Here is a 25,288-nt window from a genome sequence, read left to right as displayed (position 1 = left end):
TTGACGTCTGTCTATCCAGGTGGCAACCTCGACTGTATCGACAGTTGTCGATACAGCATCCTCTGTGAGGGGAGACCGCCATGTCCCGAGTCCAGCTCGCCCTGCGCGTCGCCGACCTGGAAGGCTCGATCGCCTTCTACTCAAAGCTGTTCGGCACCGAGCCCGCCAAGCGCCGCGAGGGCTACGCCAACTTCGCCGTCACCGAGCCCCCGCTGAAGCTGGTCCTCATCGAGGGCAAGGCCGGCGAGGAGACCCGCCTGGACCACCTCGGTGTCGAGGTCGCCGGCACCGAGGACGTCACCGCTGCCACCACCCGGCTGAAGGAAGCGGGCCTGGCCACGTTCGAGGAGAACGACACCTCCTGCTGCTACGCCCTGCAGGACAAGGTGTGGGTGACCGGCCCGGGAAAGGAGCCGTGGGAGGTGTACGTGGTCAAGGCCGACGCCGGCACCCTGGAGAAAGCCGGCACCGCCCCGGACGCCTGCTGCGGCACCACCGCCTGCCGCACTCCCGAGGAGCAGACCCGCGATTCCTCCCGGACCCCGGCCGAGGCCGAGGCCGCCGCCGGGTGCGCCTGCGCCGGCTGACCGGCTGCCTGCCGGGCGGCGTCCGCGCCGGCAGTACGCGCACGGCCGCATGGCGGTCGGCGAGCTGCCGGCGCAGGTGACAGTTCGCTGTCGTGGCACCGGTGCAGGGTGCCCACCAGAGCTTCGACGTCGGCCTCGAGCTGGGTGATCTCTTCGGCGTCGGCCGCCCGGAGTTCCTCGAGCCTGCGGACCCGCTCGCGCAGACGGCGCTCGCTGTCCGGGGAACGCAGCCACGGCATGTCGGGCCGCGAGGTGATTACGCCGTAATCACCTCGCTCCGCCTCGCCCCCCGTCAACTTGGTCTAACTAACGTGTCGATGGTGAAGATGATCTAGGACGTTAGTATGGTGACTCCCATGAGTTCGCCAGCCACCTCCAACGACCGCGAAAAGGTCGTCTCGAAACTGCCGGGATGGCTCCGGCAGAACCTCAAGATCAGAGCCGCCCAGCACGGCGTCGAAATCCAAGTCGCTGTTGAGCAGGGCATCAGCGGCTGGTGCGACCTGGCCTCTGCCACCGCAGCCGTCGACACCGCCGGCGCCGACTCCTTCTCCACGTTCCTCCCCCCTGGCCAATGGGAGGAGTTCCGGCAGATCGCTGCCGACCGTCGCGTCTCCCTCATCCAAGGCCTCGCCCAGTCCGTCCAGCTGTGGCTCGACACCAATCCGGCCCCGGACATCGAACGCCCCGCGATCACTCGCCGCGTCATCGTCTGCAACCAGAAGGGCGGAGTGGGCAAGACAGCGATCACCGCCGGACTCGGCGAGGCACTGGCCGAAGACCCCAACACTCTCCACCCCGTACGGGTTGCCAAAGCCCTCACCAAAGCCCTGCGCGCGAGTGAGACCCGCACCGCAGACGCAGAGCCGGGCGACGATCCGCTGGACATCGAGAACATGCCAGGCCCCGGCCTGCGGGTACTCCTCGTCGACTTCGATCCGCAATGCCACCTCACCAACCAGCTCGGCGCCACACCGTTGCCCATGAACGGGGACAGCCTCACCAACCACATGGCAGGCGACCCCAAGGGCGACCTGCGCGATCTCATCGTCACCGTCGACGACGACACCTTCGGCGGTCGGCTCCACCTTCTGCCCGCCTGCAACGACGCGTTCCTGCTCGATGTGCGGCTGTCCGCCGTGCGAGCCCGCGAAGCCGCTCTGGAACGGGCTCTCGCGCCCCTCGAGGCTGATTACGACGTAATCATCGTCGACTGCCCGCCAAGCCTCGGCCTCAGCATGGACGCCGCCGCCTACTACGGGCGCCGCCGTGACGGCGAAAAGCCCGGTCAGTCCGGAGCCCTCATCGTCGTCCAGGCCGAAGACAGCTCCGCCGACGCCTACGGACTCCTCACCACCCAGATCGACGATCTGCGTGGCGACCTCCAGATCGACATCGACTACCTCGGCATCGTCGTCAACCTGTACGACTCACGCCGCGGCTACATCGCCACCTCCTCCCTCCAGGGATGGGTCGACATAAAGGACCCCAGAGTCGTCGGCCTCATCGGAGACCTCAAGGAACAGAAAGAAGCGGTCCGGGTGAAGAAGCCCCTGCTGTCCTACGCGCCGACATCCCAGCAGGCAGTCGGCATGCGCGCCATGGCCCGGGAGGTCTCGTGAGCAAGGCCGATCAACTGGGCGCAGGCCGCTTCGGAGGGGGAGTGCGCCCCGTCAGCTCTCGCCGTCAGGCCGTCGCCGCCGCCACCGGCGTTCCCACAGACGGCATCGCCCCGCCCACCGAACTCCCCCTGCACCGCATCAGCGTCAACCCCGACAACCCACGCTCCAGCCTGGGTGACCTCACCGACCTCGCGGGCAGCCTCAAAACCCACGGCCAGAAGCAGGCGATCACGGTCATGAACCGTGACGCCTACGTCAAGGCCAACCCCCAGCGCGAAACCGACCTCGAACCCGACACCACCCACGTCGTCATCGACGGCAGCAGCCGCCTCGCCGCAGCCCGCGAAGCCGGCCTCGCCACCCTCAAGGTCATGGTCAGCGACGACCAGGGCGCCACATCCGAGGAACTCCTCGAATCAGCCCTCGTCGCCAACATCCACCGCCAGGACCTCGACGAACTCGACGAGGCCCGAGCCCTCGAACGACTCCTGGCCATCCACGGCAGTCAACGAGCCCTCGCCCGACGTCTCCACCGCTCCCAGGGCTGGGTGTCACAACGCCTTGCCCTGCTCAACCTCACACCGGAACTCCAAGCCAGAATCGGGGCAGAGCCCATCGACATGCTGCGCGCCGTCGGCAACAGGCCGGCAGCGGAGCAGGAAAGAGCCCTTGAGCAACTGAAGCAGGAGCGAGCCCGAAAAGAAGCAGACAAACGAGGGCGCGGTGCAGACCGGCCGGCAGCGCCCGGTGGGCCCGAGGCCCGAGAGCCGGTGAAGTCCAGCAGTGATTACGCCGTAATCACCCCTGCCGAACCGAGCCGATCACCCTCGAGCGCCACGTCACACCGAACGGGCGACGGCGAGCGCGTACCTCATCAGACAGCGCCCGAGACACGGGAGGTTCCGCTCCCGGCCGGGACCGGCGAGCAGCCCGCCCCCGAGGAACGGCCTGTCCGCAAGGTCCCGTACGACCAGCCCGGCGCGCTCGCGATGCTCTTGGACACGAAGATCGAGAGTGACGAGACCTTCTTCGACTTGTTCCGCTGCCTGGGCATAAGAGGACTGGAACGCAATCCGAGCCGACTGCGCGAACTGGCCCGCTCTCTGGCCGAACAGGCCGACGCGCGGATCGGATGACTTCTTCCTCACGGACTCCGGTCCGGACAGTGCCTGCGTGCCGCTGCCATGTCACCGGTACGGGGGCCGTGCCAGGGTCCGCTTCCGTCCGGCACGAGGTGGCCGGCCGGAAGCGGGGCGTTCCCCGTCGGTCGTTCTTCAGCGCAAGGGGCCGCGCCGCTGCCTTCCTTGCTGTCGTGACGGGGTGGGGCAACCCTGAACCTCGCCGAGCCGAGTGACGGGACGTCGGTTCATCCGCCCCCGTCCCGTCCCGCCGTCCGCGCCGCGCTCACGGCGCGGCCCGGTGTGTGGCCGAAAGCGCTGCGGTAGACGTCGATGAACGCGCTCGCCGAGGACCAGCCGCACCGGTGGGCCACCACCGTCACCGGGGTGTCCTCGGCGAGCAGCACCAGGGCGTGGGAGAGCCGCAGTTGAGTGCGCCACTGCGGGAACGTCATGCCGAGGTCGGCCCTGAAGAGCCGGGACAGCGTGCGGCCGCTGGCGCCGACCTCTGTGCCCAGGGATGCCAGCGTGCGGTTGTCCGCGGGGTCGGCGTGCAGGATCGCGCACAGCGCCTTCAACTGCGGTGCCGTCGGTGTCGGCACGTGCAGCGGCTGCTGGGGGGAGACGCGTAGCTGGTCGTAGAGGACTGCGCGCAGGCGTCGGTGTTCCGGGGTGATGTCCACCGGGTCGCGGGTGCAGGCGAGAATGAGTTCCCTCAGCAGCGGGCTGACGCTGAGCACGGTGGGGCTGTCGGCGCCGAGCGGGAGGATGTCAGCCGGGATGCCGATCAGGTGCAGTTCGAGTTCTCCGTGCGCCTGGTGGGAGTGCACGGTGCCGGCCGGTACCCAGATGGCCCGGGTGGCCGGTGCTGTCCAGGAGCCGGCGCCGGTGGTGACGGCGAGCACGCCCCGGCCGGCGTAGACCAGCTGGTGGTCGTCGTGCCTGTGGGCCTCGATCCCTGTCCCGGAGGCGAGTCGGCGGGCGTTGGTCGACGCCACCGGCTCATGGCGGAAGTTCTTCATCGGTTGGCAGATTATCGGAAGCCGGACACGGCGGCCACGGGTGACCATGACGCCATGCCAAGGAACAGGTCAATCGTTCTCCTGTCGGTCGGACATGCCTGCGTGGATGTCTACCAGGGCTCTGTGGCGGCCCTCGTCCCGTTCTTCGTCGCCGAGCGCGACTACACCTACGCCGCGGCCTCGGTGATCGTCCTCGCCGCCAGCCTGTTGTCCTCCGTGGTGCAGCCCTTGTTCGGCGCCCTCACCGACCGGCACGCCATCCCCTGGCTGCTCCCGGCGAGCACCGTCCTCGGCGGGCTCGGCGTGGCCCTGAGCGGGGTCGGCGGCTCGTACACGCTCACCTTGGTGTTCGTCGCGTTGTCCGGCATCGGGGTCGCCGCCTACCATCCGGAGTCCGCGCGGATCGCACGGGCGGCCAGCAAGGGCAGCCACAGTTCCATGGGCTGGTTCTCCCTGGGCGGCAACGTGGGTTTCGCCGCCGCTCCGGTACTGGTCACCGCCGTGATCGCCACGGGTGGACTGCGGTTCTCACCGCTGCTCATCCTGCCCGCGCTGATCGGCAGCGTCCTGACGCTGCCGGTGCTGCGGGCGCTGGAGAAGACCCCGTCCGCCGGCAAGGGCGCGACAGCCGCGGAGGGACAGAACGACTGGGCGTCGTTCATACTGCTGTCGCTGGCGGTGGTGTGCCGGTCCGTCGTCTTCGTCGGCATGAGCACCTTCGTCGCCTTCCATGTCCGCGAACAGACGGGCGGCGGCACCTCCGCCGGGACCGCCGCACTGTTCGTGCTCTATCTGGGCGGCGCCGTCGGCACGCTCCTCGGCAGCAGGCTGGCCCACCGCTGGGACCGGGTCACCGTGGTGAGCACGTCGTACCTGATCACGGTCGCGGCCGTGGCCGGCGTGGTGTTCGTGCCCGGTCCCGCCATCTACCTGTTCGTGGCGCTCACCTCGGTCGGCCTGTACGTCCCCTTCTCTCTGCAGGTCACGCTCGCCCAGGACTACCTGCCCACGCGCGTCGGAACGGCCAGCGGGATCACCCTCGGCCTCATGGTCAGCGTCGGCGGGCTGACCAGTCCTCTCATCGGCAGCATCGCCGACGCCACCTCGCTGCGCACGGCACTGATGCCCCTGGTCGCGATGCCCGCCCTCAGCTGGCTGCTGTTCCGCACCCTGTCCGAACCGGCCTTGCCCGAGCTGTCGGCCGAGCTCGGCGACGAGGCCGAGCCGGAGACCGCGAGCCACACCGCCGAGCGCGCCGGCAGCTGACCGGCCCGGCCGCCGGCACGCGGGCCGCCCCAGGACCAGCCACGGAAGGACGACGGAGTGCGAAAGCAAGTGAGCCGGCCGGTGGTGTCTTCTCCGGCCCCATCCGCCGAGGATGCCTGCCCGCTGGCCGCCTGGGGTTGCTGTGCCGAACTGCCGCGGCCCGACTGGTTGTTGGTGTCCGGCCATGACACGTCCGATGGACGTGTCGAGTACTGCCGCTGTGCCTGTGCGGCGTTCGTCATCCTGCGCGAGGGCGAGGTGGCGGCCTTCACGGGGCCGCGCCTCGCCTGACGGAGGCCGTCAGCGGTCCGGTTCGTTCAGGGGAGGAGCAGCCGCTCCAGGTCCGCGGGCGGCCGGTGCCCGACCAGGGAACGGAGTGGGGAGGTGGAACCGGTGGTGTCGCGCGCGAGGATGCCGCCGAGCACAGTGCCGGTGTCCGGCCGTAGGAAGATCTTGGCGTAGCGGGCGATGCCGTCGGCGAAGGTCACCTCGACCGGCCGAGGACCGCCGGGGTGGACCGTGGCGCCGAAGGTGGCCACGTGCACACCGAGAAGTTTCAGCGTCGTGGCGTCGTCGGTCCGGTCGAAGGACTGCCCCTCACGGCCCGTCAGCTGGGCGGCCACGGAGTCGGCCATGGCGTATCCCGGGGCGATCAGGCCGTGGCAGCGCCCCTGTACGGCGGCGCACTCGCCGATGGCCCAGACGCGTGGGTCGGCGGTGCGGCACAGCGCGTCGACAAGGAAGCCGCCGCGCTCTCCGCGGGCCAGGTCGAGAGGTTCCGCCAACTCGTCGCGGGGCCGGATACCCGCGGCGAAGACGACCAGGTCCACGTCCAGCGCCGTCCCGTCACCGAGTGTGACTGCTCTCACGGTCTCGTCGGGCCCGGCGTGCACGTGCGCGACCCCTGTGCCGCAGTGCAGGCGCAGGCCGAGTTCGGTGGCCCGGCGGTGCAGCACCTCGGCCGCCCCGGGGTCGAGCTGCGCCGGCATCAGGTGGGGCGCGGTCTCCACGACGTGCGGGCGCACGCCCAGTCGGCTCAGGGCATAAGCCGCCTCCAAGCCGAGCAGGCCGCCGCCGACGACCACTCCCCGCGCGCCGGGGCGGGCCACGCGGCGGATCGCGTCCAAGTCCTCGAAGGTGCGATAGGCGAAGCAGTGCGCGAGGTCCCGGCCCGGCACCGGGGGCACGAAGGGGCGGGAGCCTGTGGCGAGCACCAGGGCGTCGTAGCGGATGTGGTCGCCGCCTCGCGTCACGACCACGTGTGCCGTGCGGTCGACGCGGGCGAGGGGCGTCGCCAGGCGCAGCTCCACTCGGGCGTCGGCGAGGAAGTCCCGGTCGGCGAGCGTCAGGTCGCCCCTGCTGCGGCCGGCCAGATAGCCGGACAGGGCCGAGCGGTCGTAGGCGGGGTGGGGTTCCTCGGCGAGGATCACGATGTGCCAGTCGCGTGAGGTGTCCAGGGTGCGAAGCCGGTCCGCGAGGCGGTGTCCGATCATTCCGTGTCCGGCGACCACCAGGGTTCGTGTCACGGCGTCCGCTTTCCGTCGTACCTCATCTCGCGTGCCCATCGGGCGCTCAGCTCCGCCACGTCACCGCCGCAGCCGCCACAGCCTGTCGTGGCCCGGGTCGCGGCGGCGAGCGCGGTGACGGTACGGGCACCGGCCCGCCATGCTTTGGCCAGGGCCCGGCGCTGCACGTTGTTGCACAGGCAGATCACGGCGTCCTCGGACGGGTCGAGGTCCGTCGACGCGGGTCGCGGCGGACCGCCGAGGAGCAGTTGAAGGCGGTCGGAGGGCAGTGCCTGGCCGCGCCGATACAGTTCGCCGACGGCGGCGACGGCCTCCGGCAGGCCGAACAGCACGGCGGCGACCAGACGTTCGCCACTCATCGCGAGCCTGGCGTACCGCCCGCCTTCTCGGTCGGCGAGAGTGAGCCGGCGCAGAGCGGGGTCCGCGAAGGCGCCCGCAGCGCCCACGCAGGCCACTTCGGCGATCCGGGTACGCAGGCGGAACACCGCGGGGGTCGTGCGGTGCGCGGACGCGTCCTGCCCGGTGAGAACCCGCGCGAGGCTGTCGGCCTGGGCCCAGGCGGCCTCGATGCCGGCCACCGTCCGGCCCTCGTGCTCGGCGCAGTCGCCGATGGCGTGGATGCGGGGGTCGCTGGTGCGCAACTGGTCGTCGACGACGATTCCGGTACGGACCCTCAGCCCGGCCGCCCGGGCGAGGCGCACCTCGGGATGCGCGCCTGTGCACAGAACGAGGGTGTCGGCGGGCACCCGGGTCCCGTCGTCGAGGAGGACACGGCCGGGCTCGCGCGCGGTGACGGTACGCCCGGCGAGCACGTCGACGCCCGCGCGGCGCAAGGCATCGGTGAGCAGGGCGGAGGCGCTCTCGCCGAGCCGGCCGTACAGGGGGTGAGGCGCGGCGCAGACCAGTGTCGTGGCCGTGCCGCGGGCCGCCAGGGCGGCGGCGGTCTCCACTCCCAGGGGCCCGCCTCCGAGGACGGCCACCGTGTCCCCCGTGACGCGCGCACAGTCCGCCACGGTGCGCAGCACCGTCACGCCGGGGCCCCTCGCACCACGGATGTCCGGCACGTCCGCGCGGGCTCCGGTGGCGAGGACCAGGACGTCGTATCCGTGGACGGACTCGGCCGTGTGCACCTCGCGGCGCACTCGATCGATGTGAGTGACGGCCGCGCCGGAGTGCGTCTCGATGCCGGGCAGAGCCGGCATGCGCAGGGCTTCGGGGTCCGCCTGCCCGGAGAGGATGTACGAGAGCAGGGGCCGGTGGTAGGCCGGAGACGGTTCGGCGCCGAGGATCTTGACGGGTCCCAAGGCGCCGTGGTGGCGTAGCCGGCCGGCAAGGCGGTGGCCGGCGGGGCCACCTCCGACGACGAGGATCCGGTTCATGGTGTGGCCTCCGGAAGCGGCTCGAGCCGCACGGCGCTCAACTTGAACTCGGGCATGCCGCTGCGGGGGTCGAGGGCCGGGTTGGTGAAGAGGTTGGCGCTGCCCTCGCCCGGAAAGTGGAACGGTATGAAGAGGGTGTCCGGGCGCATCGTCGGGTCGAGCTGGATCCGGGCTGTCATGCCGCCCCGTGCGGAGGTGACCCGGGCGAGAGCATGGGCCGTCACTCCGGCGCGGGCGGCGGTGTCGGGGTGGACGGAGATGAGCGGTTCGGAGGCGGCACCGCGCAGTTCGGCGACGCGCCGGGTCTGTGCCCCGGACTGGTAGTGCGCGAGGACACGGCCGGTGGTGGCGTACAGCGGGTATGCGGCGCTGACGGTCTCGGCGGGTCCGCGGTGGTCGACCTCGGCGAACCGGGCCCGGCCGTCGGGGTGCGTGAACCGCTCCAGGAAGAGCCGTGGTGTACCGGGATGCGCGGGCTCGGTGGCGGGGCAGGGCCAGTGCAGGACCTCTCCGGCGTCCAGACGCCGGTAGTCGATGCCGGAGTAGTCGGCGAGTCCGCCCCGGGATGCCGCGCGCAGTTCCTCGAAGACGTCCCTCGGAGCGGTCGGGTATCGGTGCGGGGGTTCGCCGAGTCGCACGGCGAGGCCGTGCAGGACCTCCAGGTCGGTACGGACGTGCGGGGGCGGTGTCAGCAGCGCGCGGCGGCGCAGTACCCGGCCCTCCAGGCTGGTCAGCGTGCCCTCCTCCTCGGCCCACTGGGTGACCGGCAGCACGACGTCGGCCGTGCGGGCGGTCTCCGAGGGGACGAAGTCGGCCACGACCAGAAGGTCCAGCGAGGCCAGCCGCCCGGCCACGTGCGCGGCGTTCGGTGCGGAGACGAGGGGGTTCGACCCGAACACCAGCAGGGCGCGTGGCCCCTGGTCACGACCGAGGGAGTCCAGGAGGTCGTAGGCGGTGCGCCCGGGCCCGGGGAGCGATTCGGGCGGCACGCCCCAGACGCGGGCGACGTGAGCGCGGGCCCCGGGGTCGGTGAGGGAGCGGCAGCCGGGCAGCTGGTCGGCCTTCTGCCCGTGTTCGCGCCCGCCCTGGCCGTTGCCCTGCCCGGTCAGGCATCCGTATCCGCCGTGGCCGGAGCCGGGCAGGCCGAGCGCGAGGGCGAGGTTGATGAACGCGGCGGCGGTGTCGGTTCCCTGGCTGTTCTGTTCCACGCCGCGGCCGGTGAGGATGTAGGCGTTCGGGGCCGCCGCGAGCATCCGGGCGGCGGCGCGCTGGGTGCTCGCCGGGACACCGGTGACGGCTTCCACCCGCTCGGGCCACCATGCCATCGCCCGGCGCACGGCGGATTCGAAGCCGTGGGTGCGGTGCCGGATGTACCGCGCGTCGGTGAGCCCGTCGACGACGGTGATGTGCAGGAGCCCGAGGGCGAGGGCGAGGTCGGTGCCGGGGGCGGGCTGGAGGTGCAGCCTGGCTCGCTGGGCGGTGGGTGTGTACCTGGGGTCGATGACGATGAGGTCCGCCGTGTCGACGTGCTGCATGAGTGGCGGCATGGTCTCGGCGACGTTGGCGCCGGCCAGCAGCACCGTGTCGGCGGCCGCGAGGTCGGTGACGGGGAAGGGCAGGCCGCGGTCGACGCCGAAGGCGGCTGTGCCGGCCGCGGCGGCGGACGACATGCAGAACCGCCCGTTGTAGTCGATATGTCTCGTGCCCAGTGCCACTCGGGCGAACTTGCCCAGCAGGTAGGCCTTTTCATTGGTCAGGCCGCCACCGCCGAAGACGGCCACCGTGTCGGGGCCATATCGCGTACGCAGCTCCCGCAGGCGTCCCGCGACCGTGTCGAGGGCGCGGTCCCAGGTGGTCTCGGTCAGGTGGCCGTCCGGTGCGCGCACGAGCGGCACGGTCAGCCGGTCCGCGGCGGCCAGGACGTCGGGCGCGGTCCAGCCTTTTTGACACAGGCGGCCTCGATTGGTCGGGAAATCGGCCGGGCGCACCCTCACGCCCATGTCCCGGTCGCCGCTCAGTCGCGTACCGCACTGCAGGGCGCAGTAGGGGCAGTGCGTCTCCACGTCCGACGTGTGGGCAGGCGGTTCAGACATGGCTGGCCGCCTCGGCGCGGTCGGCGGGAGCCGTGTGCCCGACGGGCCTCCGGCGCAGGTGGACGGCCCGGATGAGCACCATGCACAGGACGTAGTAACCGAGGAAGGCGAGGAAGGCGGGCGCACCGGAGCCGGAGCCGTCCGCGTACGACAGCGAGAAGGCGATGTCGATGGCGGCACCGCCCAGCGCGCCGACCGCCCCGGCGATGGCGATGACCGCCCCGGACAGCCGGCGCGCCCGGGCGAACGCGGCGTCGGCGTCCTGGCCGGCGGCGATCTCTTCCCGGGCGCGCCCCGCGAACACGGCGGGGATCATCTTGTACGTGGAGCCGTTGCCGATGCCACTGAGCACGAACAGGGCGGTGAACCCGGCCACGAACAGGGCGAAGGAATCGGCCTCGGCCGCGCCGAGCAGGAGGAGGGTGCCCGCGCCCATGCCGAGGAAGTTCCAGAAGGTGACCCTCGCCCCGCCCAGCCGGTCGGCCAGCAGCCCGCCCAGTGGCCGGGCCACCGAGCCCAGCAGCGGGCCGAGGAAGGTGTAGCCGACCGCATCGACGGGGCCGGCGTCGAACTCGTTCTGCAGCACCAGCCCGAAGGCGAAGCCATAGCCGATGAATGAGCCGAACGTGCCGATGTACAGCAGCGAGATCCACCATGTGTCCTGGTCCCGGGCGGCCTCGCGCTGGGTGCCCGGGGCGGCCCGTACCGCGTCCACGTTGTCCATCCGCCACGCGGCGAGCAGCGCGACGAGCACGATCACCGGTGCACAGGCCGCGGCAACGTACGACGGGTGGGTCCGGCCTGCCACGCTGATGACGGTGAGTCCGACGAGTTGCACGGCCGCGACGCCCAGGTTCCCGCCGCCGGCGTTCAGGCCGAGGGCCCACCCCTGGTGGCGCTGCGGATACAGGGCGGTGATGTTCGTCATCGACGACGCGAAGTTCCCGCCGCCGACGCCCGAGAGGGCGGCGACGATCAGGAACACCCACAGCGGCGTGCCGGGCCGCTGGACGAAGTACAGCGCGAGCAGGGTCGGTACGAGGAGGATCCCGGTGGCGAACACGGTCCAGTCCCGCCCCCCGTACCGGGTCACCGCGAAGCCGTAGGGCAGGCGCAGCAAGGCGCCGACGACGGTGGGCGTGGCCACGAGGAGGAACTTGTCTCCGGCGTCGAAGCTGAGCCCGATATCGGGCGACATGAACAGGACGAGGACGGACCACAGCGTCCAGACGGAGAATCCGATGTGTTCGCCGAGCACGGAGAGGACGAGGTTGCGGCGCGCGAGTCGCCGGCCGTATCGCTCCCAGGCGTCTTCGTCCTCCGGGTCCCAGCCGACGAGCCACACTCCCTTGCGGGGGCGATGAGTCATGGTGTGCTCCAGGGAAAGGCCGGCTCAGGATGCCGAGATCAGGGACTTGCGGAACTGCTCGATGACGTCGTCGAGCAGGCAGGCACTCTGCGGGAGCAGGTGCGGCCGGCCCTCCTGCCGGACGAGGTGTTCGTCGAGCAGGAAGAGGCTCTGCACCACGTGCCGGGCGCCCAGCGCGTGCACCACGGGCCGCAGCGCGTAGTCGAGGACCAGGACGTGGGCGACGCTGCCGCCGGTGGCCAGGGGAAGCACGACCTTGTGCCGGAATCCGTAACGGGGCAGCAGGTCCAGGAAGGTCTTGAGCAGGCCCGAGAAACTCGCCTTGTACGTCGGTGTGGCGAGGACGATGCCGTCGGCCCGGGAGACCTGTTCCAGGGCCTCGGCGATAGCGGGATGCGTGGTGTCGGCGTTCACGAGCGGTTCGGCGGGCAGGGTGCGGACCTTGAGGTGGTGGGCGTGCCACTCGTCGTCGGCGAGGCGCCGCGCCACGTGATCGCCGACGGCTTCGGTCCTGGAGGCCGCGGACGGGCTGCCGGATATGACCAATACGTGAGACACAGCCACCCCTGGTGTCGTGTGTTCCGGGCGAAGAAGCGAGCGGGTGCGGAGCGGACGGGTACGGAGCGGACGGGTACGGAGCGGACGGGTACGGAGCGGACGGGGCGCGGGCATGGCCCCCGCCCCGCCCGCCAGGGGTCAGGCCGGCCAGCCGAAGGCGCTGATGGTGTCGCGGGCGCGCTGCGGCTCGGGGTCGCTGAAGACGAAGCAGCGGGTGTTGGTGACGCTGCCCCCCTCGGCCTGGGCGGTCGAGAAGATCAGCACGGGCTTCGGTGTGCCCTGCTTGGTCAGGAAGTCGGCCCGGAAGTTGATGATCGGCGAGTCCTCGTCCCAGCGGCCGAGGAAGTCGTCGAGCAGTCCCTCGTCGGCGTAGATGGTGCGGATGTGCCCGCCGACGTAGTCGGAGGGCGAGGACGTGTACTCGACGAGGGCTATGTCCGCCGGGTTGGCATGCATGACCTGGCCGTTGACACCGATCAGATGGATCGCCACGGGGGCGACCTCGTAGAACTCGCGCATGACGTCCTCGAGCTCCTTGGTGGGAGCCAGGGCGGGCAGCGGCTGTTCGTTGACGGCGCGGATCCAGGACGTGGCGTCGGAGGTGGCGTCCTCGGTGGCGTCGTTGGGGACCGGGAGCCGTTCGCTGAGCTCCGGCCGGCTCACCCAGTGGATGCGTGTGTCGTCGCCGCTGCCGGTCAGCACGGCGTTCACCCGGGCGGCGTGCTCGTTCCCGCCGTCGACGCCGCGGTAGGTGACCTGGACGTTCTCGACCCGCTGCTCCTTCACCAGGCGCTCGATCAGCGTCTGGAGGCCGTTCTGCGCGCTGTCGAGCAGGATTCGGCCGCCGAGGTGGTCGGCCTCCCCGCTCATCAGCACGGACTGCGCCCTGTTGTGCAGTACCACGGCGCCCGTGCGGTCGGTGACCGCGATGCCCACGGAGCTGTTCGCGATGACGTCGATCAACTGCTCGATCGAAGGCGTGTTCTGCTGGTCGTTCGGCATGTCTGAAACCCCATTCGTTCGGCGGTGCGGTGGAGGGATCGGTTCCAGGGAGGGCAGGCCCACGCGCCGGATCACTGGGAGCGCGGGATGAGTTCGGGGTGCCGGCTGTGTTCGACGACGCGGGAGATGACGTCCGTGATCGCCTGCTCACCGGACAGGTAGTAGTCGTGACCGCCGCGGAAGGTGAACATTCCGAGGTACGGACCGCTCGTGAAGTCCTTCCACCGCTCCATCTCGGCCGGTGTGGCGAAGGGGTCGGAGGCACCGCACAGCAGGGCCAGCGGGGCCCGCACCACCTGATGGGCGGTCCGGTACTCGCCCCGCATACGCAGGTCCCGGTCCATCCAGTGCTCCCCCGCCCCCTGCTGCTGGTCCGGCGTCCGCAGCGCGGCGAAAGCGGTGGCCAGCAGCGAGCGGGGAGTGCTGCCCGGCTCGCGGGCGCCCGACGCGGACAGGCTCGCGACCTCACAGTGGGGGCGCGACTCGAGACGGAGCGTCACTTCATAGGCGTAGAGCGCCCCCAGGCTGTGGCCGAAGAGGTGCAGCCGTCGGCCCGGCACGATCTCGGCCAGGTCGGCGGCCCAGCGGTCGGCCGCGCTGTGCACGGAGCCGGGTGCCTCCTCGTTCGCCAGCCGGCCGCGCCCCGGCGTCTCGCAGTGCACGGCGGGCAGGGTGTCCTGGAGAAGGGCGCCGATCGGGAGGTAGGGCGAGGCGACGGCGCCCGCCGGCGGCAGGAACACGACGATGTCGTCGGCCTTGTCGGCATCGCCCTGGATGACCAGGGATCGTTCGGCTCTCGTGTTCATCGCCACTCCCCGCACGGTGCCGGCCTCATTGGAAGAAGGTCTGCTCGATGCCTTTGAGGGTGCGGAAGGAATCGAGGCTCACGTCGTTCGATTCCAGCGCCGTGCCGCGCAGGTCCTCGATGAACAGGACCAGTTCGACGAACTGCAGTGAGTCGATGATGCGTGAGTCGATGATGTCGGTCTCGGGCTGCAGATCCGTCAGGTCGGGATTGCGCTCGAGGATCCACTCGCGTACGTCGTGCCAGGTCGCTGCCATCAGCCCTCCTCGGTGGTGTCCGGCGTTCGGACCGGCCTCGTCACTTCCCGGAGCGGGCGGCCAGTCCGGCGAGCGCGTTGAACGCCCCCACCCGGTCGGCCACTTCGCACGCCAGGGCGAGGTCCCCGGGGCTGAAGGTCCCCCGGCGGTGCTTGGCCTGCCGTACGAGGACGAGGTGACCGCCGGACAGCCCGCGGTAGGCGAGGGAGATGACCACCGCCGAGTCGCCTCCTCCCTCGCGCAGAAGCTCGAGGTGACGCGGGTCGGTCCTGGCGGCCAGCCCCTCGTGCTCGCTGATGACGATCTGCCGCTCCTTCGTCTGCGCGGCGAGTGCGCGCAGCGCTTCGACGACGTCCGCCAGTTCGTCCGAGCCGTGGAAGACGGCCCGGTCGTGTGTGGCCCCGGCGTCCAACGAGACCGCGCCCGCGAAGAACGGCACGCAGGTGCGGGCCACCGCCGGGACAACGGCCGCGGCGTCCTCGGTGTCACGGACGGTCGCGCTGACATGCGCGACGAAGCCCAGCGATTCCTCGGCCGCTTTGCGCCCCGCGATGTACTTGAGGGCGGTGTTCCAGTTCTGGGTCTCGGTGGTGCTTCCAGGCATGAGGGATCCTCGGAGGTCGAGATGCGGATGGGTGCGGCAGCGATCGGGTGGCCGCGTGCGTGTCGGGAAGTACGTGGGGCCCGGCTCCCTGGGAGGTGCCCCGGGATTCAGGCGAACCGTACGTCCGGGTCCAGCAGGCAGAGCCGCCCGTCGGCCAGGTGCAGCCGGTCGTTGCTGTAGTTGAGGGCGGCCGACCGCAGGTCGCGGAGGGCCTTCTCCAGGCGGGTCGGCGAGTCCTGGAGATAGCCGTGCGCGAGGCCGACCGCATCGATGAGTTCGTCGACGACGGCGTAGCACTCCTCGGCCGCCGTGATCTTGAGGTTGTTCAGCAGCAGCTGGTGACTGGTGACCGACCAGTCCGTCCCGGACTCGGCCAGTGCCTGGGTCCGGCGCAGCAGCGCGTGGACGGTCTCCAGTCGCTGCCGGGCCCTGGACAGCCTGCTGAGCAGCAGCTCCGAGCCCAGGTCGAAGCGTTTGCGGCCGGCCGGGTCGCGCAGCAGGCGCAGCACCCTCGACAGGGCCCCGGAGGCTGTGCCCAGCCAGACGGCCGACCAGCCCAGGTGGGCGAGGGGGCCGAAGACGGACTGCACGACACGGTGGAACGCGCCGTGCTCACCGATCACCTGGTGGACCGGGATACGGCCGCTGAGCTTCAGCGGCGGACTGTGGGTGGCGCGCATCCCCATCGGGTTCCACTGCCCGGTGACCTCCACGTGCAGCTGGTGGCGGTGCGCGTAGACGAGGGAGACGTGCTGGTCCCCCGTGGCATAAGGGCTGCGCATGGTGATCAGGAAGCCATCGGCGGAGGTACCGCCGGTCGAGATGGGCACGGTCCGGTCGATCTCCAGAGCCCCTTGCGCCTCGTGCAGTGGCGCCTCGGACCTGAACAGGTCGGCGCCCTTGCCGCTCTCGGTGGTCACCGACGCCAAGTACAGTTTGCCTTCGGCGAGGAGCGGGATCAGCTCCTCCCGCAGGGGCGATGCGGCGTGCCGCACAACGGCCTCGGCCTGCTGGCAGTGCATCACGAAGATCATGCCCAGTGACATGTCGGTGCGCCCGAGCTCCATGCCTGCCTCGATGAGGTCACCGAGGGTGCCGCCGAGGCCGCCCTCCTCCCTGGGCACCTGAAGGCCGAGCAGCCGGGTGCTGCGCAGCTCCGCCAGCGCCTCCACGGGGAATGTCGCGTCCCGCTCCGTGCGTTTCAGGTGCTGTTCGGCGACGCCCGTCACCGCCGCGAGGCGCTCGGCGAGGTCGGGGACGCCGGCCCGGTCCGCGCTCTCGGCCACACTCACCGTTCCTGTAGTTGCCATGGTTACAGCGCCTCTTTCCGGGTAGTGGACATGGCCGCCGTGAGCGACCGGTAGTCGATCTTTCCGTTGCGGCTCAGGGGCAGCGCGTCCCACCGCTGCCAGCGCCGCGGAACCATCACCGGGGGCAGGGCCGCGCCGAGCGCCAGCCGTAACTCCTGCTGCAGCACCTCGGTGCGCAAGGTGTAGTGGGCGACCAGTTCGCTCACGACGTCCTGGTCGAAGACGGTGACGGCGCACTGTTCGACGGCTGGGTGCCGGCTGAGGACGGCCTCGATCTCGTCGAGTTCCATCCGCACGCCGCCGACCTTGACCTGCCGATCGCTGCGGCCCAGGTAGTACAGGAGCCCGTCCTCCACGCGGGCGAGGTCGCCGGTGCGGTAGATCCGGCCGGTCGAGGAATCCGGGTCGAAGGGGTCACGGAAGAAGGCGCGTTCCGTGGTGGCGGCGTCATGGAGATATCCCGACCCGACGCATGTGCCGCCGACGAACAGTTCGCCGCTCTCCCCGGGTTCGGCCGGCTGCCAGGTTCCGTCGTCCCCCCGGCGCAGGACTTGGAGGGTGCAGTTGGCGACGGGGGTGCCGACCGGCAGCCGGGGACGGCCCAGGTCGGCGCGGGTCACGGTGTGCAGGGAGACGTCGTCGGAGCACTCCGCGGGCCCGTACGCGTTGACGAGGGCCACATGCGGGAGCATGTCGAGCACCTGCTCGGCCAGAGCGGGATACAGCTCCTCGCCCGTGGACAGCAGCCACCGCAGTTTCGGCAGAGCGGGCCCCTTCGCGCGCCGCGTCTCCTCGAGCATCCGGCCGACGACCGTGGGCACCAGTTCCACGACGGTGACGTCCGCGGTGTCCAGGGCGCCGAGCAGCCAGCGCGGCATGCGCATGGCGGCATCGTCGATCACGACGACCCTGCCGCCCACCAGGAGTGGGCAGAGCATCTGCCAGATGGAGATGTCGAACACCAGCGGCGCCGAGAAGGCCACCGCGTCCTCGGGTCCCAGTGACAGGTCGGCCGTCTTGGACCACAGGTGGTTGAGCAGGCCCTGGTGCTCGATGGTGGCGCCCTTCGGACGGCCGGTCGTGCCCGAGGTGAAGATCGTGTACCGGATCTCGCCGCTGCGGTCGCCGTGCGGGTGCTGGTCCACGGGGCCCGGCCTGCCCTCTGTCGGCAGGCTCAGCGTGCCGAGCCCTTCGGCGTCGGCGGCCGCACGCGCGGCCGAGGCTGTGCGGCCGGAGTAGTCGAGCAACAGGACAGGCTTGCTGCGGTCGAGCACGTCACGGACACGGTTCTCCGGCCAGCTCATGTCGATCGGCACATACGACGCTCCGAGGCTCTCCAGAGCCAGGAAGACGACCGGGGTGTGCGCGCTGCGCGGCCCGACGGCGGCGACCAGGTCACCGGCCCGCACTCCCCGGGCATGCAGTGCGTCTCTCGCTGAGGCGACCCTGGCGAGCAACAGCCCGTAGGTCAAGGTGCGTTCGCCGTCCAGGACGGCACAGGCGTCCGGGCGGACCCGGGCGTGCCGGATGACGTGGTCGAGGAGGGCGGTCGTCGTGTCGAGTGCCACCGGGTTGCGCAGGGCCAGTTCTCGCGCCCGGGTGACCGCGCCGGGCGCCATGGGCAGTTCGGGTCGGGACCGTGGATCGGGATCGGCGGTGTGGCGCGTGAGCGGAACCTGGCTGTTCAAGGTCTCTCCCGAGTCCGTCCGTGGTGGGTGATGAAGGTCGACCGGTCACCGCGACGAGGAGATGTGCCTCCATCGGCAGCCGGCACAGTGAATCCATGGCGAACCCGGCCCGAGCGGGAAGAGCGCGGTAGCGCGCCTCCTCCCGTACGCGGCCCTGCCGTGCACTGCCGGCATGTGCAGGTTGTGGCCCTGGTCGAGCGAGGAGCCCGTGTCCCTGGCGAGGACGCGTTCCACGATCACCGGTCGGGCGTCCGGGGCCGTCGCGCTGCGGCAGTCCGTGACAATCCGATGGCAGGCTTCGTCAGCAAGGCGTCGGCAGGGGTGAGGACACAGCAGGCTTTCTCGTCGCCGTCGGCCACGTCGAGGCTGTCGCTGTCGCGGCTGTCGAGGAACAGCAGCAGCCACATCCACGCCCTTCTGCTCGTTCATGACCAGGCCTCACCGGTCTGCTCCCCTTCGGCGCCGTGCCGGCCGGATGCATTCGGCCCCCTCGGGCTTGTTCCGGGTGATGGATGCGAACGGGCACCCCGTCGCGGGGCCTTTGCGGGTGTCAGCCTCGCAGGCCCCCGTCGAGATCCTGTGGGGAGCCAGCCCAGAAACCTTCAACGTTGGGCCTGGAGACGGCAGAGGCGCAGCTCGGAGGGCGCCTGTCGGCCCGACCTGGATGCTCGAAGGCCGAAGGGCGAAGGGCGAAGGGCGAAGGGCGAAGGGCGAAGCCGGAACGGCCGCCGGGCGCGGGAGATGGCATCGCCGAGCCGGGGCGTGGGGCGGGCGGGACGATGTGGGCGAGCCGGTACCCACAACGCGCGTATCCGTCCGGCTGATGGTCGTGCGCGAGCGGTCCTCGACCCGGGCGGCATCGGCGAGCGAGCGGCCGGTGAGGGTGCACAGAGTTTTTCTGCGGTTCAGTACTGCAGGGTCCGCAACCCGGTCGCCGGCGGCCGCTCCCCCGGAGTTCCCGCACGAAGGCGTGGACCAAAGCCAGTTGGCCGACGTGCACCAGCAGCAGGGCCATGACCGTGCGCGTCTTCGGTGCGACGGAGACGCCCGCATCCGACCCGGAGGCGCCCGGATGCAGGGGGCCGGGAACCCTGCCCTGAATTCGCTTGCTGTTCCCCTGCCAGCGGCCTTGGGATTCCTTCGTCCGAATGCTCCGCGCGATCCGTCCGTCCCCCGTTTCTGACGCAGATACCGGTGACCCATCCAGACTCACGAAGCAGCCGGAACATACACAGTGGCTTGCGGGGGACAGGGGTGCTTGGGATCGTTGTGGCACTGAAGCTACGAACGGGCTTCGCGTACAACGCGGTGCGACAGCGAAGTGCGCACGTCCGTTTCGGCCCTTGTACAGCAATTGCCACCAAGGCGGCGGCTTGCCCAGAAGCCTGCAATCACCTGGGGCAGCAAGGATTCCCGCCCCCACAGCAGCTCATCACCACAGTCGCCGAGGTCCACAGGGGTGCGATTCCACCCGCGAGGCGGCGATGTGGCGCAATGTGGATTGACGGGCCGCAAGACATACGCCTGGCCGAAACGTTCCCCGCATCCGCTGCCATGAAACTTTCCGCTTTCACAGTGGTAACGGCAGCGGGTCACCCTCGACGGCCGCCGCACCTCACGTACCGGGCGCCTCCGAGCTGCGAGTCAACATTTTCCCCCACAGCTTCTTGAGTATCCTTCGCCATACTCGCCTCGACCCGATGACCGCGACCTCCGGGCGAATGGTCGCCAGAGATAATCCGCAATGTGGACGCCACACCGACGCGATCGTCGGACGCGAACACAGCAGGCGGCCGCTCGCCCCGAGGACAGGGAGTACCCGGAGCTCGTCCACGGGGCCGACGCCACGGCCCCGACGTCGGCCCGCCCTCACAGCCGGCTCCCGGACCCGGAGACCCAGCCCGTCCTCACCAACAGGGCCTCGTCCGCCGCGAGACCCGGGAGTCGGCCCGTAGGCAGGAGACAACGCACCATGCCCGACCAAGGCACCTTCCTCCGTGCAGCCCGCCAGGTGAGGCGACAGAAGCAAGGGAGCGCCGCGCGGCGACACGGCCTCGCCCCCCCGATACGCCCTGATCATCGGCGTCAGCCGATCGGCTGACGCCCTTCAGGTCGTGTGCCACGAGGACGCTGTGACGGTGGAGTTTCCCGGGACCACCGTCCGCGCGGATCTGTCCACCCTGCTTCCCGGGGGAAACGGCGGCGTTCTGCTGCACTGCCGTGCGTCGTACCGGTCCGGCGATCTCAGCCCGCTCGACACCACCCCTGTGTGGGGCGGGCCCTGACCGGCCGTACGGGCACGCTGCACCAGAGAAAGGCGCTCCTGCGGGAGATCCTGGCCGTCCGCAGCCGAGCCGCCCGGCCAGGTCGTCGCCCGGCCCGCGTCCGCCTGGCTCCGTCACCTCACAGCGGCCCTCTGACGTCGCCTGCCCGCCCCTGCTTTCGAGCTCACCCGTCCACTTTCCTGCTCCTCCAAGGATGTGCCATGGACCGTCATCAGCGGGTCACCGCACCCGATCAGGACGTCTTCGAGACCCTGGAGTCGGAAGTCCGCAGCTACTGCCGCAGCTGGCCGACCGTCTTCGACCGTGCCAGCGGTTCCTACCTGTACGACGAACAGGGGCGCACGTACGTCGACTTCTTCACCGGGGCGGGCTCGCTCAACTACGGTCACAACAATCCCCTCCTCAAGGGGGCGTTGCTGGACTATCTCCAACGTGACGGCATCACCCAGGGCCTGGACATGTCGACCGCGGCCAAGCGCACGTTCCTGCAGGCCTTCCGGGACATCATCCTGCGTCCGCGGCAACTGTCGTACAAGGTGATGTTCTCGGGCCCGACCGGCACCAATGCCGTCGAGGCGGCGCTCAAGCTGGCCCGCAAGGTCAAGGGCCGCGAGACGGTCGTGTCGTTCACCAACGCGTTCCACGGTATGACCCTCGGCTCACTCGCGGTCACCGGCAACACCTTCAAGCGGGCGGGGGCGGGTGTGTCACTGGTGCACGGCGTCCCCATGCCCTACGACGGCTATCTGGACGATGCCCCTCCCTTCACATGGTTCGAGCGGCTCTTGGCGGACAGAGGTTCCGGGCTCGACCGCCCCGCGGCCGTGATCGTCGAGACCGTACAGGGGGAGGGAGGCGTCAACGTGGCCCGGCCCGAGTGGCTGCGCGAACTCGCCGAGGTGTGCCGGCGTAACGACATGCTGTTGATCGCGGACGACATCCAGATGGGGTGCGGCCGCACCGGCGCCTTCTTCTCCTTCGAGGAGGCGGGCATCGTTCCCGACATCGTCACCGTCTCCAAGTCCCTCAGCGGTTACGGGCTGCCCCTGGCACTGTGCCTCTTCAAGCCGGAACTCGACATCTGGGAGCCGGGCGAGCACAACGGCACCTTCCGCGGTAACAATCCGGCCTTCGTCACCGCCACTGCCGCGCTCGAGGCCTACTGGGCCAACGATCAATTGGAGAAGCAGACGCTGCTGCACGGCGAGCAGGTCGAACGCGCCTTGGCGAAAATCCAGGCCGATCACCCCGAGGACATCAAGGAGTTCCGGGGCCGGGGCCTGGTGTGGGGTTTGGAGTTCCGCGACGCGGATCGCGCGGCGCGGGTCACCGCGCGATCCTTCACACTCGGTCTCCTGGTCGAGAACTCGGGCCCGGACGGCGAGGTCGTCAAACTGCTGCCGCCTCTCACCGCCACCTTCAGCGAACTCGATGAAGGCCTGCACGCTTTGGCATGCGCCGTGCGTGAAACGGCACTGTCCACCTGAGCTCCCGCGCCGCAACCGGCGGCGGCGTGGCACCGGGCGGGCAGGGTGCGTCGTTCGAGACAGCCGCGGCACAGCGAGCCGCGGACCAGGCCGTGGCCGTGATCCCAGACCGCCGCTCGGGCCTCCGGGCACGGGCGGCGCCGGTAGCCGTCGGCGCGGGTGCCGCGCGTGCGGGTGCCGCGCGTGCGGGCCGACTCGTACAGTACGCCGCGCGGGTGGCCGGTGCGGCGCTGGAAGACGACTCCCGAGCACGGCGGGCGCAGGGTGACGCAGCCGAGGGAGCTCGGTGTGCGCCAGGCACCCCGGCGCGAGCCCTGGGCGCGGCAGCGGCTGCAGGTCCGGGCCCGGGCGACCAGGTCCTGCGTCACCTGCTGCCACCGTCGAGGAGTTCGGCGCAGGCCCTTGGCAGAAGCAGGCCGCCGCCGGAGCGGGTCGTCAGCTCCGGCAGCCGGGTGTCGGCGATGTCCTGGTGGCGTCCGCTGTAGGCCGCAGTGAACTCTTCCCAGATCAGGTCACGGGGCAGCCCGTGGGCACTGATGCGTTGCCGGCTGTCGTTCCAGCCGTCGTACGGCCGCTGCTACTGGTGCCTGTGGCGGGCGTGCCCGTACATCCAGGAAGCGGTCTTCTCCGAGGCGGCACCTGGAATCCGAATCCCTCACGGTATACGCGGCGCGCTACCTGTCTCGGCTCTGCTGATTGCGGCGCAATCAGCTACGCCGGGTGAAACCCAGGGCCTGCGCCACGAGGTAGTAGTCGTCCGTGGCCGACAGCGCGGACGTCTCCGTGAGCTTGGTCGGGTTCTCCGTCGCCGGGTCGTAGAAGCGGAGGACTTTCTGCGCGGCGTACGCCTCCGGAATGCGCGGGCTCCTGCGAACCGTCGGGAGGACCAGTTCCTCGTAGGCCTCCTTGGCCTGCTGCTGGCTGTCGTCGTACACGGCACCCTGGTTGCGGGTGGTCGGGCAGTCGACGATGAGGATGTTCGTCAGTTCTGCCTCGGCTCCCATGACCGAGAACGTCTCCCGGATGTCGTCGATCTTGGCTTCCATCCGGGTCAGGGCGCGCAGTTCCTTCCAGCCCGGCTTGACGCAGGCAACAACCTCGTCGGAGGCGACGATGGCGTTGACCACGATCAGGCCGAGGTTTCCCGGGCAGTCGATGAGGATCAGGTCGTAGGTGTCCCGGATGCGGTCGAGCTGCTTGCGGAGCCAGAACTCTCGGCCCGTCTTGGGCGCAAGGAGCTGCTCCGCCTCTTCCAGTGCGCTGGAGCCGAGAACGACGGACAGATTGGGGATGGGCCTGCTCGCCTTGTCTCCGGCGGGGCCGGCCATGGCGGAGACCACGGCCTCCTCGATCTTGGCAACGCCGGTGAGAACGTCATAGAGGTTTGCCTGGTTCGGCATGTCATCGGGCGCGTCATAGCCCAGGGCCGCAGACGCGTCGCACTGGGCGTCGGCGTCGATGATGAGGACCGCATAGCCGAGGTCGGCTGCGCAGGCGCCGACGTTCACGGCGGAGGTGGTTTTGCCGGCGCCTCCGCTCTGATTGGTGAGAGCCAACACGCGGGCGATGCGGCGGGTGGTCCCATCAGCGGTGGTCTTGGTCGATGAAGCCATGGTGATCCTCCACGGATGATTGCGCCGCAATCGCCAGAGGGGGCGAGGGGGTGTGCTGCGGCGCGCCTTGAGGGGCTCGAAAGAGGGATGCTGGGTTGGGGAAGGGCTCAAGGGACTGTCGGGCAGTGGTGATTGCGTGGCAATCACCGGTGTGCTGGGGAGCTGTTGTCCGCTTGGCTGTCGGTCCCTGGCGACCGAACCCGGGCGCACGCTACAGGGGCGGCAGCTCGCGCGCCAGCCACTCATGGGCAGGGGAGAGGTGGCACAGGCGCCTCGGTCGGTCGGCTCAACACCGGCTCAACGCCGGCTCAGCGGGCGAGAAGCTCTGCGAGCATTTTCAGCTCGTTCTGGTTGAGGAGCTCCCTGATGCTGGTGGCGAGTTCTTCGACGTTGCGTACGACGATGACTCCCCGCGGCTCCTCGACGGGGGCGACAGGTGCCGTGGTGGCGCTCTTCTCCGGGGCGCCGGCTCCGCCTGGGTAGGGATCGGCCTGGTGCTGGGGGGTACGTACGCGTGACGGCCGGGGGCCGTCTTCGGCGCGGGTGGCAGGGGCAAAGCCCTGCGGTGCGGTCCCCTCGGTGCGTGGCTCCGGGAGCTGGGGGCCTGCGGCCGGCTCCTCAGTGATTGCGGCGCAATCATCGGTGACGGCCACATCCACGGGGATGGTCTGCTGATCGGCCGGAACCTTGCTGAGCACAGTGGCCTGGGAGGCGGCCAGCTCGCCCCGCAGAAAGGCCTCCTGCATGTCAGGGTGGAGACGCGCGTACACCGTCGCGGCCTCGCGGACGGGAAGCAGAAGCCTCTCGTCCTCCCTCTCCTCGTTGACTTCACCGTCCTCGATCCGTTGTTCCTTCATCCAGTGGTCGACGACTGCTTGCCGGAGCTGGGGGACGAGCCGGAGAAGTGCCACACGATGGGAGACATAGGTTTGTGAGCAGCCCACCCGACGCGCGAGTTCGCGCTGCGACAACTGCTTGCCGCTCTCATCCTTCTCGCTCAGCGCTGCCTGGAACTCGACGCCTTCCTCAATGGGGTTGAGCCCCATGCGCTGCAGGTTCTCCTGGATCGCCGCGATCCGCAGGCTCGGCACATCGTTGCGTACCAGGATCGGCACCTCGGCCAGTCCGGCCGCTCTGGCGGCGGCCAGACGCCTGTGCCCGTGGTGCACAACGAAGAGAACACCCTCGGCGACCCGCTGGCTGACGGCCTCTTTGTGCTGCGGGTAGATGGCGGTGTAGACATCGGGCGGTACCACGGTCATGGCGGTGTTCATGCCGTCGGTGAGAAGTGTGGCCGCGAGTTCTTCGATCTTCAGTAGTTTCTTGCGGCCGTTCTCCGGACTGGGCATCAGCCGATCGGGGTGAACGGTCGGCAGACCCTGAGGTACCAGTCGGGCCTGCTGTGTGGCCGCCTTGCGTGCGGCCCTCTCCGCAGCGAGATTCCTGCCGAGGCCTGGCTTCTGGGACATGGTGCATCTCCGTGTGGACGATACGAAAACAGGGTGCGCTCGGCGGCTCTGGCGGCGCCCGTGCGCACCCGTGCGGACGGTACAGAAACAGGGCGCGGCGGCGAGCCTACAAGCCGTGAGTGCAGCGGACGGTGTTGTGGGTGGTGATTACGCCGCAATCACCACCTTCCGGCCGCAGACCGGGAGAGCGTTCACGCCCTGCCGACGGATGTCGCACCGGGGAGGGAC

At 70.2% G+C, this 25,288-nt stretch carries 23 protein-coding genes; 8 read left to right on the top strand and 15 right to left on the bottom strand.

The annotated features are described in order from the left end of the window. Positions 1–80: 80 nt before the first annotated feature. From QFZ64_RS01885 to QFZ64_RS01870, 4 genes are all read left to right on the top strand, one after another. Positions 81–587 carry an ArsI/CadI family heavy metal resistance metalloenzyme gene (locus QFZ64_RS01885; RefSeq protein ID WP_307061588.1) on the top strand — a complete coding sequence of 169 codons (507 nt, stop codon included), beginning with the start codon at positions 81–83 and terminating at the stop codon, positions 585–587. 92 nt (positions 588–679) lie between these two features. Then, positions 680–922 (top strand): hypothetical protein, encoded by a 243-nt coding sequence (locus QFZ64_RS01880; RefSeq protein ID WP_307061587.1) that lies wholly within the window; start codon positions 680–682, stop codon positions 920–922. Positions 923–943: 21 nt separating this feature from the next. Further along, complete coding sequence (locus QFZ64_RS01875; RefSeq protein WP_307061585.1) at positions 944–2,209, top strand: ParA family protein; 1,266 nt, start codon at positions 944–946, stop codon at positions 2,207–2,209. Continuing rightward, the gene (locus tag QFZ64_RS01870) at positions 2,206–3,345 is read left to right on the top strand and encodes a ParB/RepB/Spo0J family partition protein (RefSeq protein ID WP_307061583.1); all 1,140 of its coding nucleotides are present in this window, start codon (positions 2,206–2,208) and stop codon (positions 3,343–3,345) included. Before QFZ64_RS01875 ends, QFZ64_RS01870 begins: the two co-directional genes overlap by 4 nt. A gap of 230 nt (positions 3,346–3,575) precedes the next feature. On the opposite strand, the gene QFZ64_RS01865 is transcribed toward QFZ64_RS01870, so the two are convergent. After that, positions 3,576–4,349: a helix-turn-helix transcriptional regulator gene (locus tag QFZ64_RS01865; RefSeq protein ID WP_307061581.1), complete on the bottom strand. Its 774-nt coding sequence runs from the start codon at positions 4,347–4,349 to the stop codon at positions 3,576–3,578. 54 nt (positions 4,350–4,403) lie between these two features. Here QFZ64_RS01865 and QFZ64_RS01860 point away from each other — a divergent pair, with 54 nt between their 5' ends. After that, positions 4,404–5,615: an MFS transporter gene (locus QFZ64_RS01860; protein ID WP_307061579.1), complete on the top strand. Its 1,212-nt coding sequence runs from the start codon at positions 4,404–4,406 to the stop codon at positions 5,613–5,615. Positions 5,616–5,684: 69 nt separating this feature from the next. After that, entirely contained in the window at positions 5,685–5,906 is a 222-nt protein-coding gene (locus tag QFZ64_RS01855) for a hypothetical protein (protein ID WP_307061577.1), read from the top strand. Positions 5,907–5,932: 26 nt separating this feature from the next. Here the strand turns inward: QFZ64_RS01855 and QFZ64_RS01850 are convergent, their stop codons facing one another. From QFZ64_RS01850 to QFZ64_RS01795, 12 genes are all read right to left on the bottom strand, one after another. Then, positions 5,933–7,141, bottom strand: coding sequence for an NAD(P)/FAD-dependent oxidoreductase (locus QFZ64_RS01850; protein WP_307061575.1), 1,209 nt, complete (start codon positions 7,139–7,141; stop codon positions 5,933–5,935). After that, positions 7,138–8,520 (bottom strand): NAD(P)/FAD-dependent oxidoreductase, encoded by a 1,383-nt coding sequence (locus QFZ64_RS01845; RefSeq protein ID WP_307061573.1) that lies wholly within the window; start codon positions 8,518–8,520, stop codon positions 7,138–7,140. Before QFZ64_RS01845 ends, QFZ64_RS01850 begins: the two co-directional genes overlap by 4 nt. Then, complete coding sequence (locus QFZ64_RS01840) at positions 8,517–10,613, bottom strand: molybdopterin oxidoreductase family protein (RefSeq protein WP_307061571.1); 2,097 nt, start codon at positions 10,611–10,613, stop codon at positions 8,517–8,519. Before QFZ64_RS01840 ends, QFZ64_RS01845 begins: the two co-directional genes overlap by 4 nt. Next, positions 10,606–11,982 (bottom strand): nitrate/nitrite transporter, encoded by a 1,377-nt coding sequence (locus QFZ64_RS01835; protein WP_307061569.1) that lies wholly within the window; start codon positions 11,980–11,982, stop codon positions 10,606–10,608. The genes QFZ64_RS01840 and QFZ64_RS01835 overlap by 8 nt, the downstream gene beginning before the upstream one ends. Positions 11,983–12,006: 24 nt before the next feature. Further along, positions 12,007–12,540 (bottom strand): NADPH-dependent FMN reductase, encoded by a 534-nt coding sequence (gene ssuE / locus QFZ64_RS01830; protein ID WP_307061567.1) that lies wholly within the window; start codon positions 12,538–12,540, stop codon positions 12,007–12,009. 138 nt (positions 12,541–12,678) lie between these two features. Then, entirely contained in the window at positions 12,679–13,542 is an 864-nt protein-coding gene (locus QFZ64_RS01825) for a PAS domain-containing protein (RefSeq protein ID WP_307061564.1), read from the bottom strand. 71 nt (positions 13,543–13,613) lie between these two features. Then, positions 13,614–14,348 (bottom strand): thioesterase II family protein, encoded by a 735-nt coding sequence (locus tag QFZ64_RS01820; RefSeq protein WP_307061563.1) that lies wholly within the window; start codon positions 14,346–14,348, stop codon positions 13,614–13,616. 25 nt (positions 14,349–14,373) lie between these two features. Then, positions 14,374–14,604 (bottom strand): acyl carrier protein, encoded by a 231-nt coding sequence (locus tag QFZ64_RS01815; RefSeq protein WP_307061561.1) that lies wholly within the window; start codon positions 14,602–14,604, stop codon positions 14,374–14,376. 40 nt (positions 14,605–14,644) lie between these two features. Continuing rightward, positions 14,645–15,208 carry a hypothetical protein gene (locus QFZ64_RS01810; protein ID WP_307061559.1) on the bottom strand — a complete coding sequence of 188 codons (564 nt, stop codon included), beginning with the start codon at positions 15,206–15,208 and terminating at the stop codon, positions 14,645–14,647. Between the two features lie 107 nt (positions 15,209–15,315). Continuing rightward, the gene (locus QFZ64_RS01805; RefSeq protein ID WP_307061557.1) at positions 15,316–16,518 is read right to left on the bottom strand and encodes an acyl-CoA dehydrogenase family protein; all 1,203 of its coding nucleotides are present in this window, start codon (positions 16,516–16,518) and stop codon (positions 15,316–15,318) included. A 2-nt stretch (positions 16,519–16,520) separates the two neighbouring features. Then, entirely contained in the window at positions 16,521–18,206 is a 1,686-nt protein-coding gene (locus tag QFZ64_RS01800) for an amino acid adenylation domain-containing protein (protein WP_307061556.1), read from the bottom strand. Between the two features lie 236 nt (positions 18,207–18,442). Further along, positions 18,443–18,613 (bottom strand): hypothetical protein, encoded by a 171-nt coding sequence (locus QFZ64_RS01795; protein WP_307061554.1) that lies wholly within the window; start codon positions 18,611–18,613, stop codon positions 18,443–18,445. 1,731 nt (positions 18,614–20,344) lie between these two features. Here QFZ64_RS01795 and QFZ64_RS01790 point away from each other — a divergent pair. Further along, entirely contained in the window at positions 20,345–20,491 is a 147-nt protein-coding gene (locus tag QFZ64_RS01790) for a hypothetical protein (protein WP_307061552.1), read from the top strand. A 200-nt stretch (positions 20,492–20,691) separates the two neighbouring features. Then, entirely contained in the window at positions 20,692–21,978 is a 1,287-nt protein-coding gene (ectB, locus tag QFZ64_RS01785; protein WP_307061550.1) for a diaminobutyrate--2-oxoglutarate transaminase, read from the top strand. A 707-nt stretch (positions 21,979–22,685) separates the two neighbouring features. Here ectB and QFZ64_RS01780 read toward each other — a convergent pair. Beyond that, positions 22,686–23,591 carry a ParA family protein gene (locus QFZ64_RS01780; protein ID WP_307061548.1) on the bottom strand — a complete coding sequence of 302 codons (906 nt, stop codon included), beginning with the start codon at positions 23,589–23,591 and terminating at the stop codon, positions 22,686–22,688. 308 nt (positions 23,592–23,899) lie between these two features. Next, positions 23,900–25,060 (bottom strand): ParB N-terminal domain-containing protein, encoded by a 1,161-nt coding sequence (locus tag QFZ64_RS01775; protein ID WP_307061546.1) that lies wholly within the window; start codon positions 25,058–25,060, stop codon positions 23,900–23,902. Positions 25,061–25,288 lie beyond the last annotated feature (228 nt).

The sequence above is a fragment of the Streptomyces sp. B3I8 genome (assembly GCF_030816915.1).
Lineage (GTDB): Bacteria > Actinomycetota > Actinomycetes > Streptomycetales > Streptomycetaceae > Streptomyces.
The sequence above is the reverse complement of the archived record's forward strand: the minus strand, read 5'-3'. Positions and strand labels throughout refer to the sequence as shown.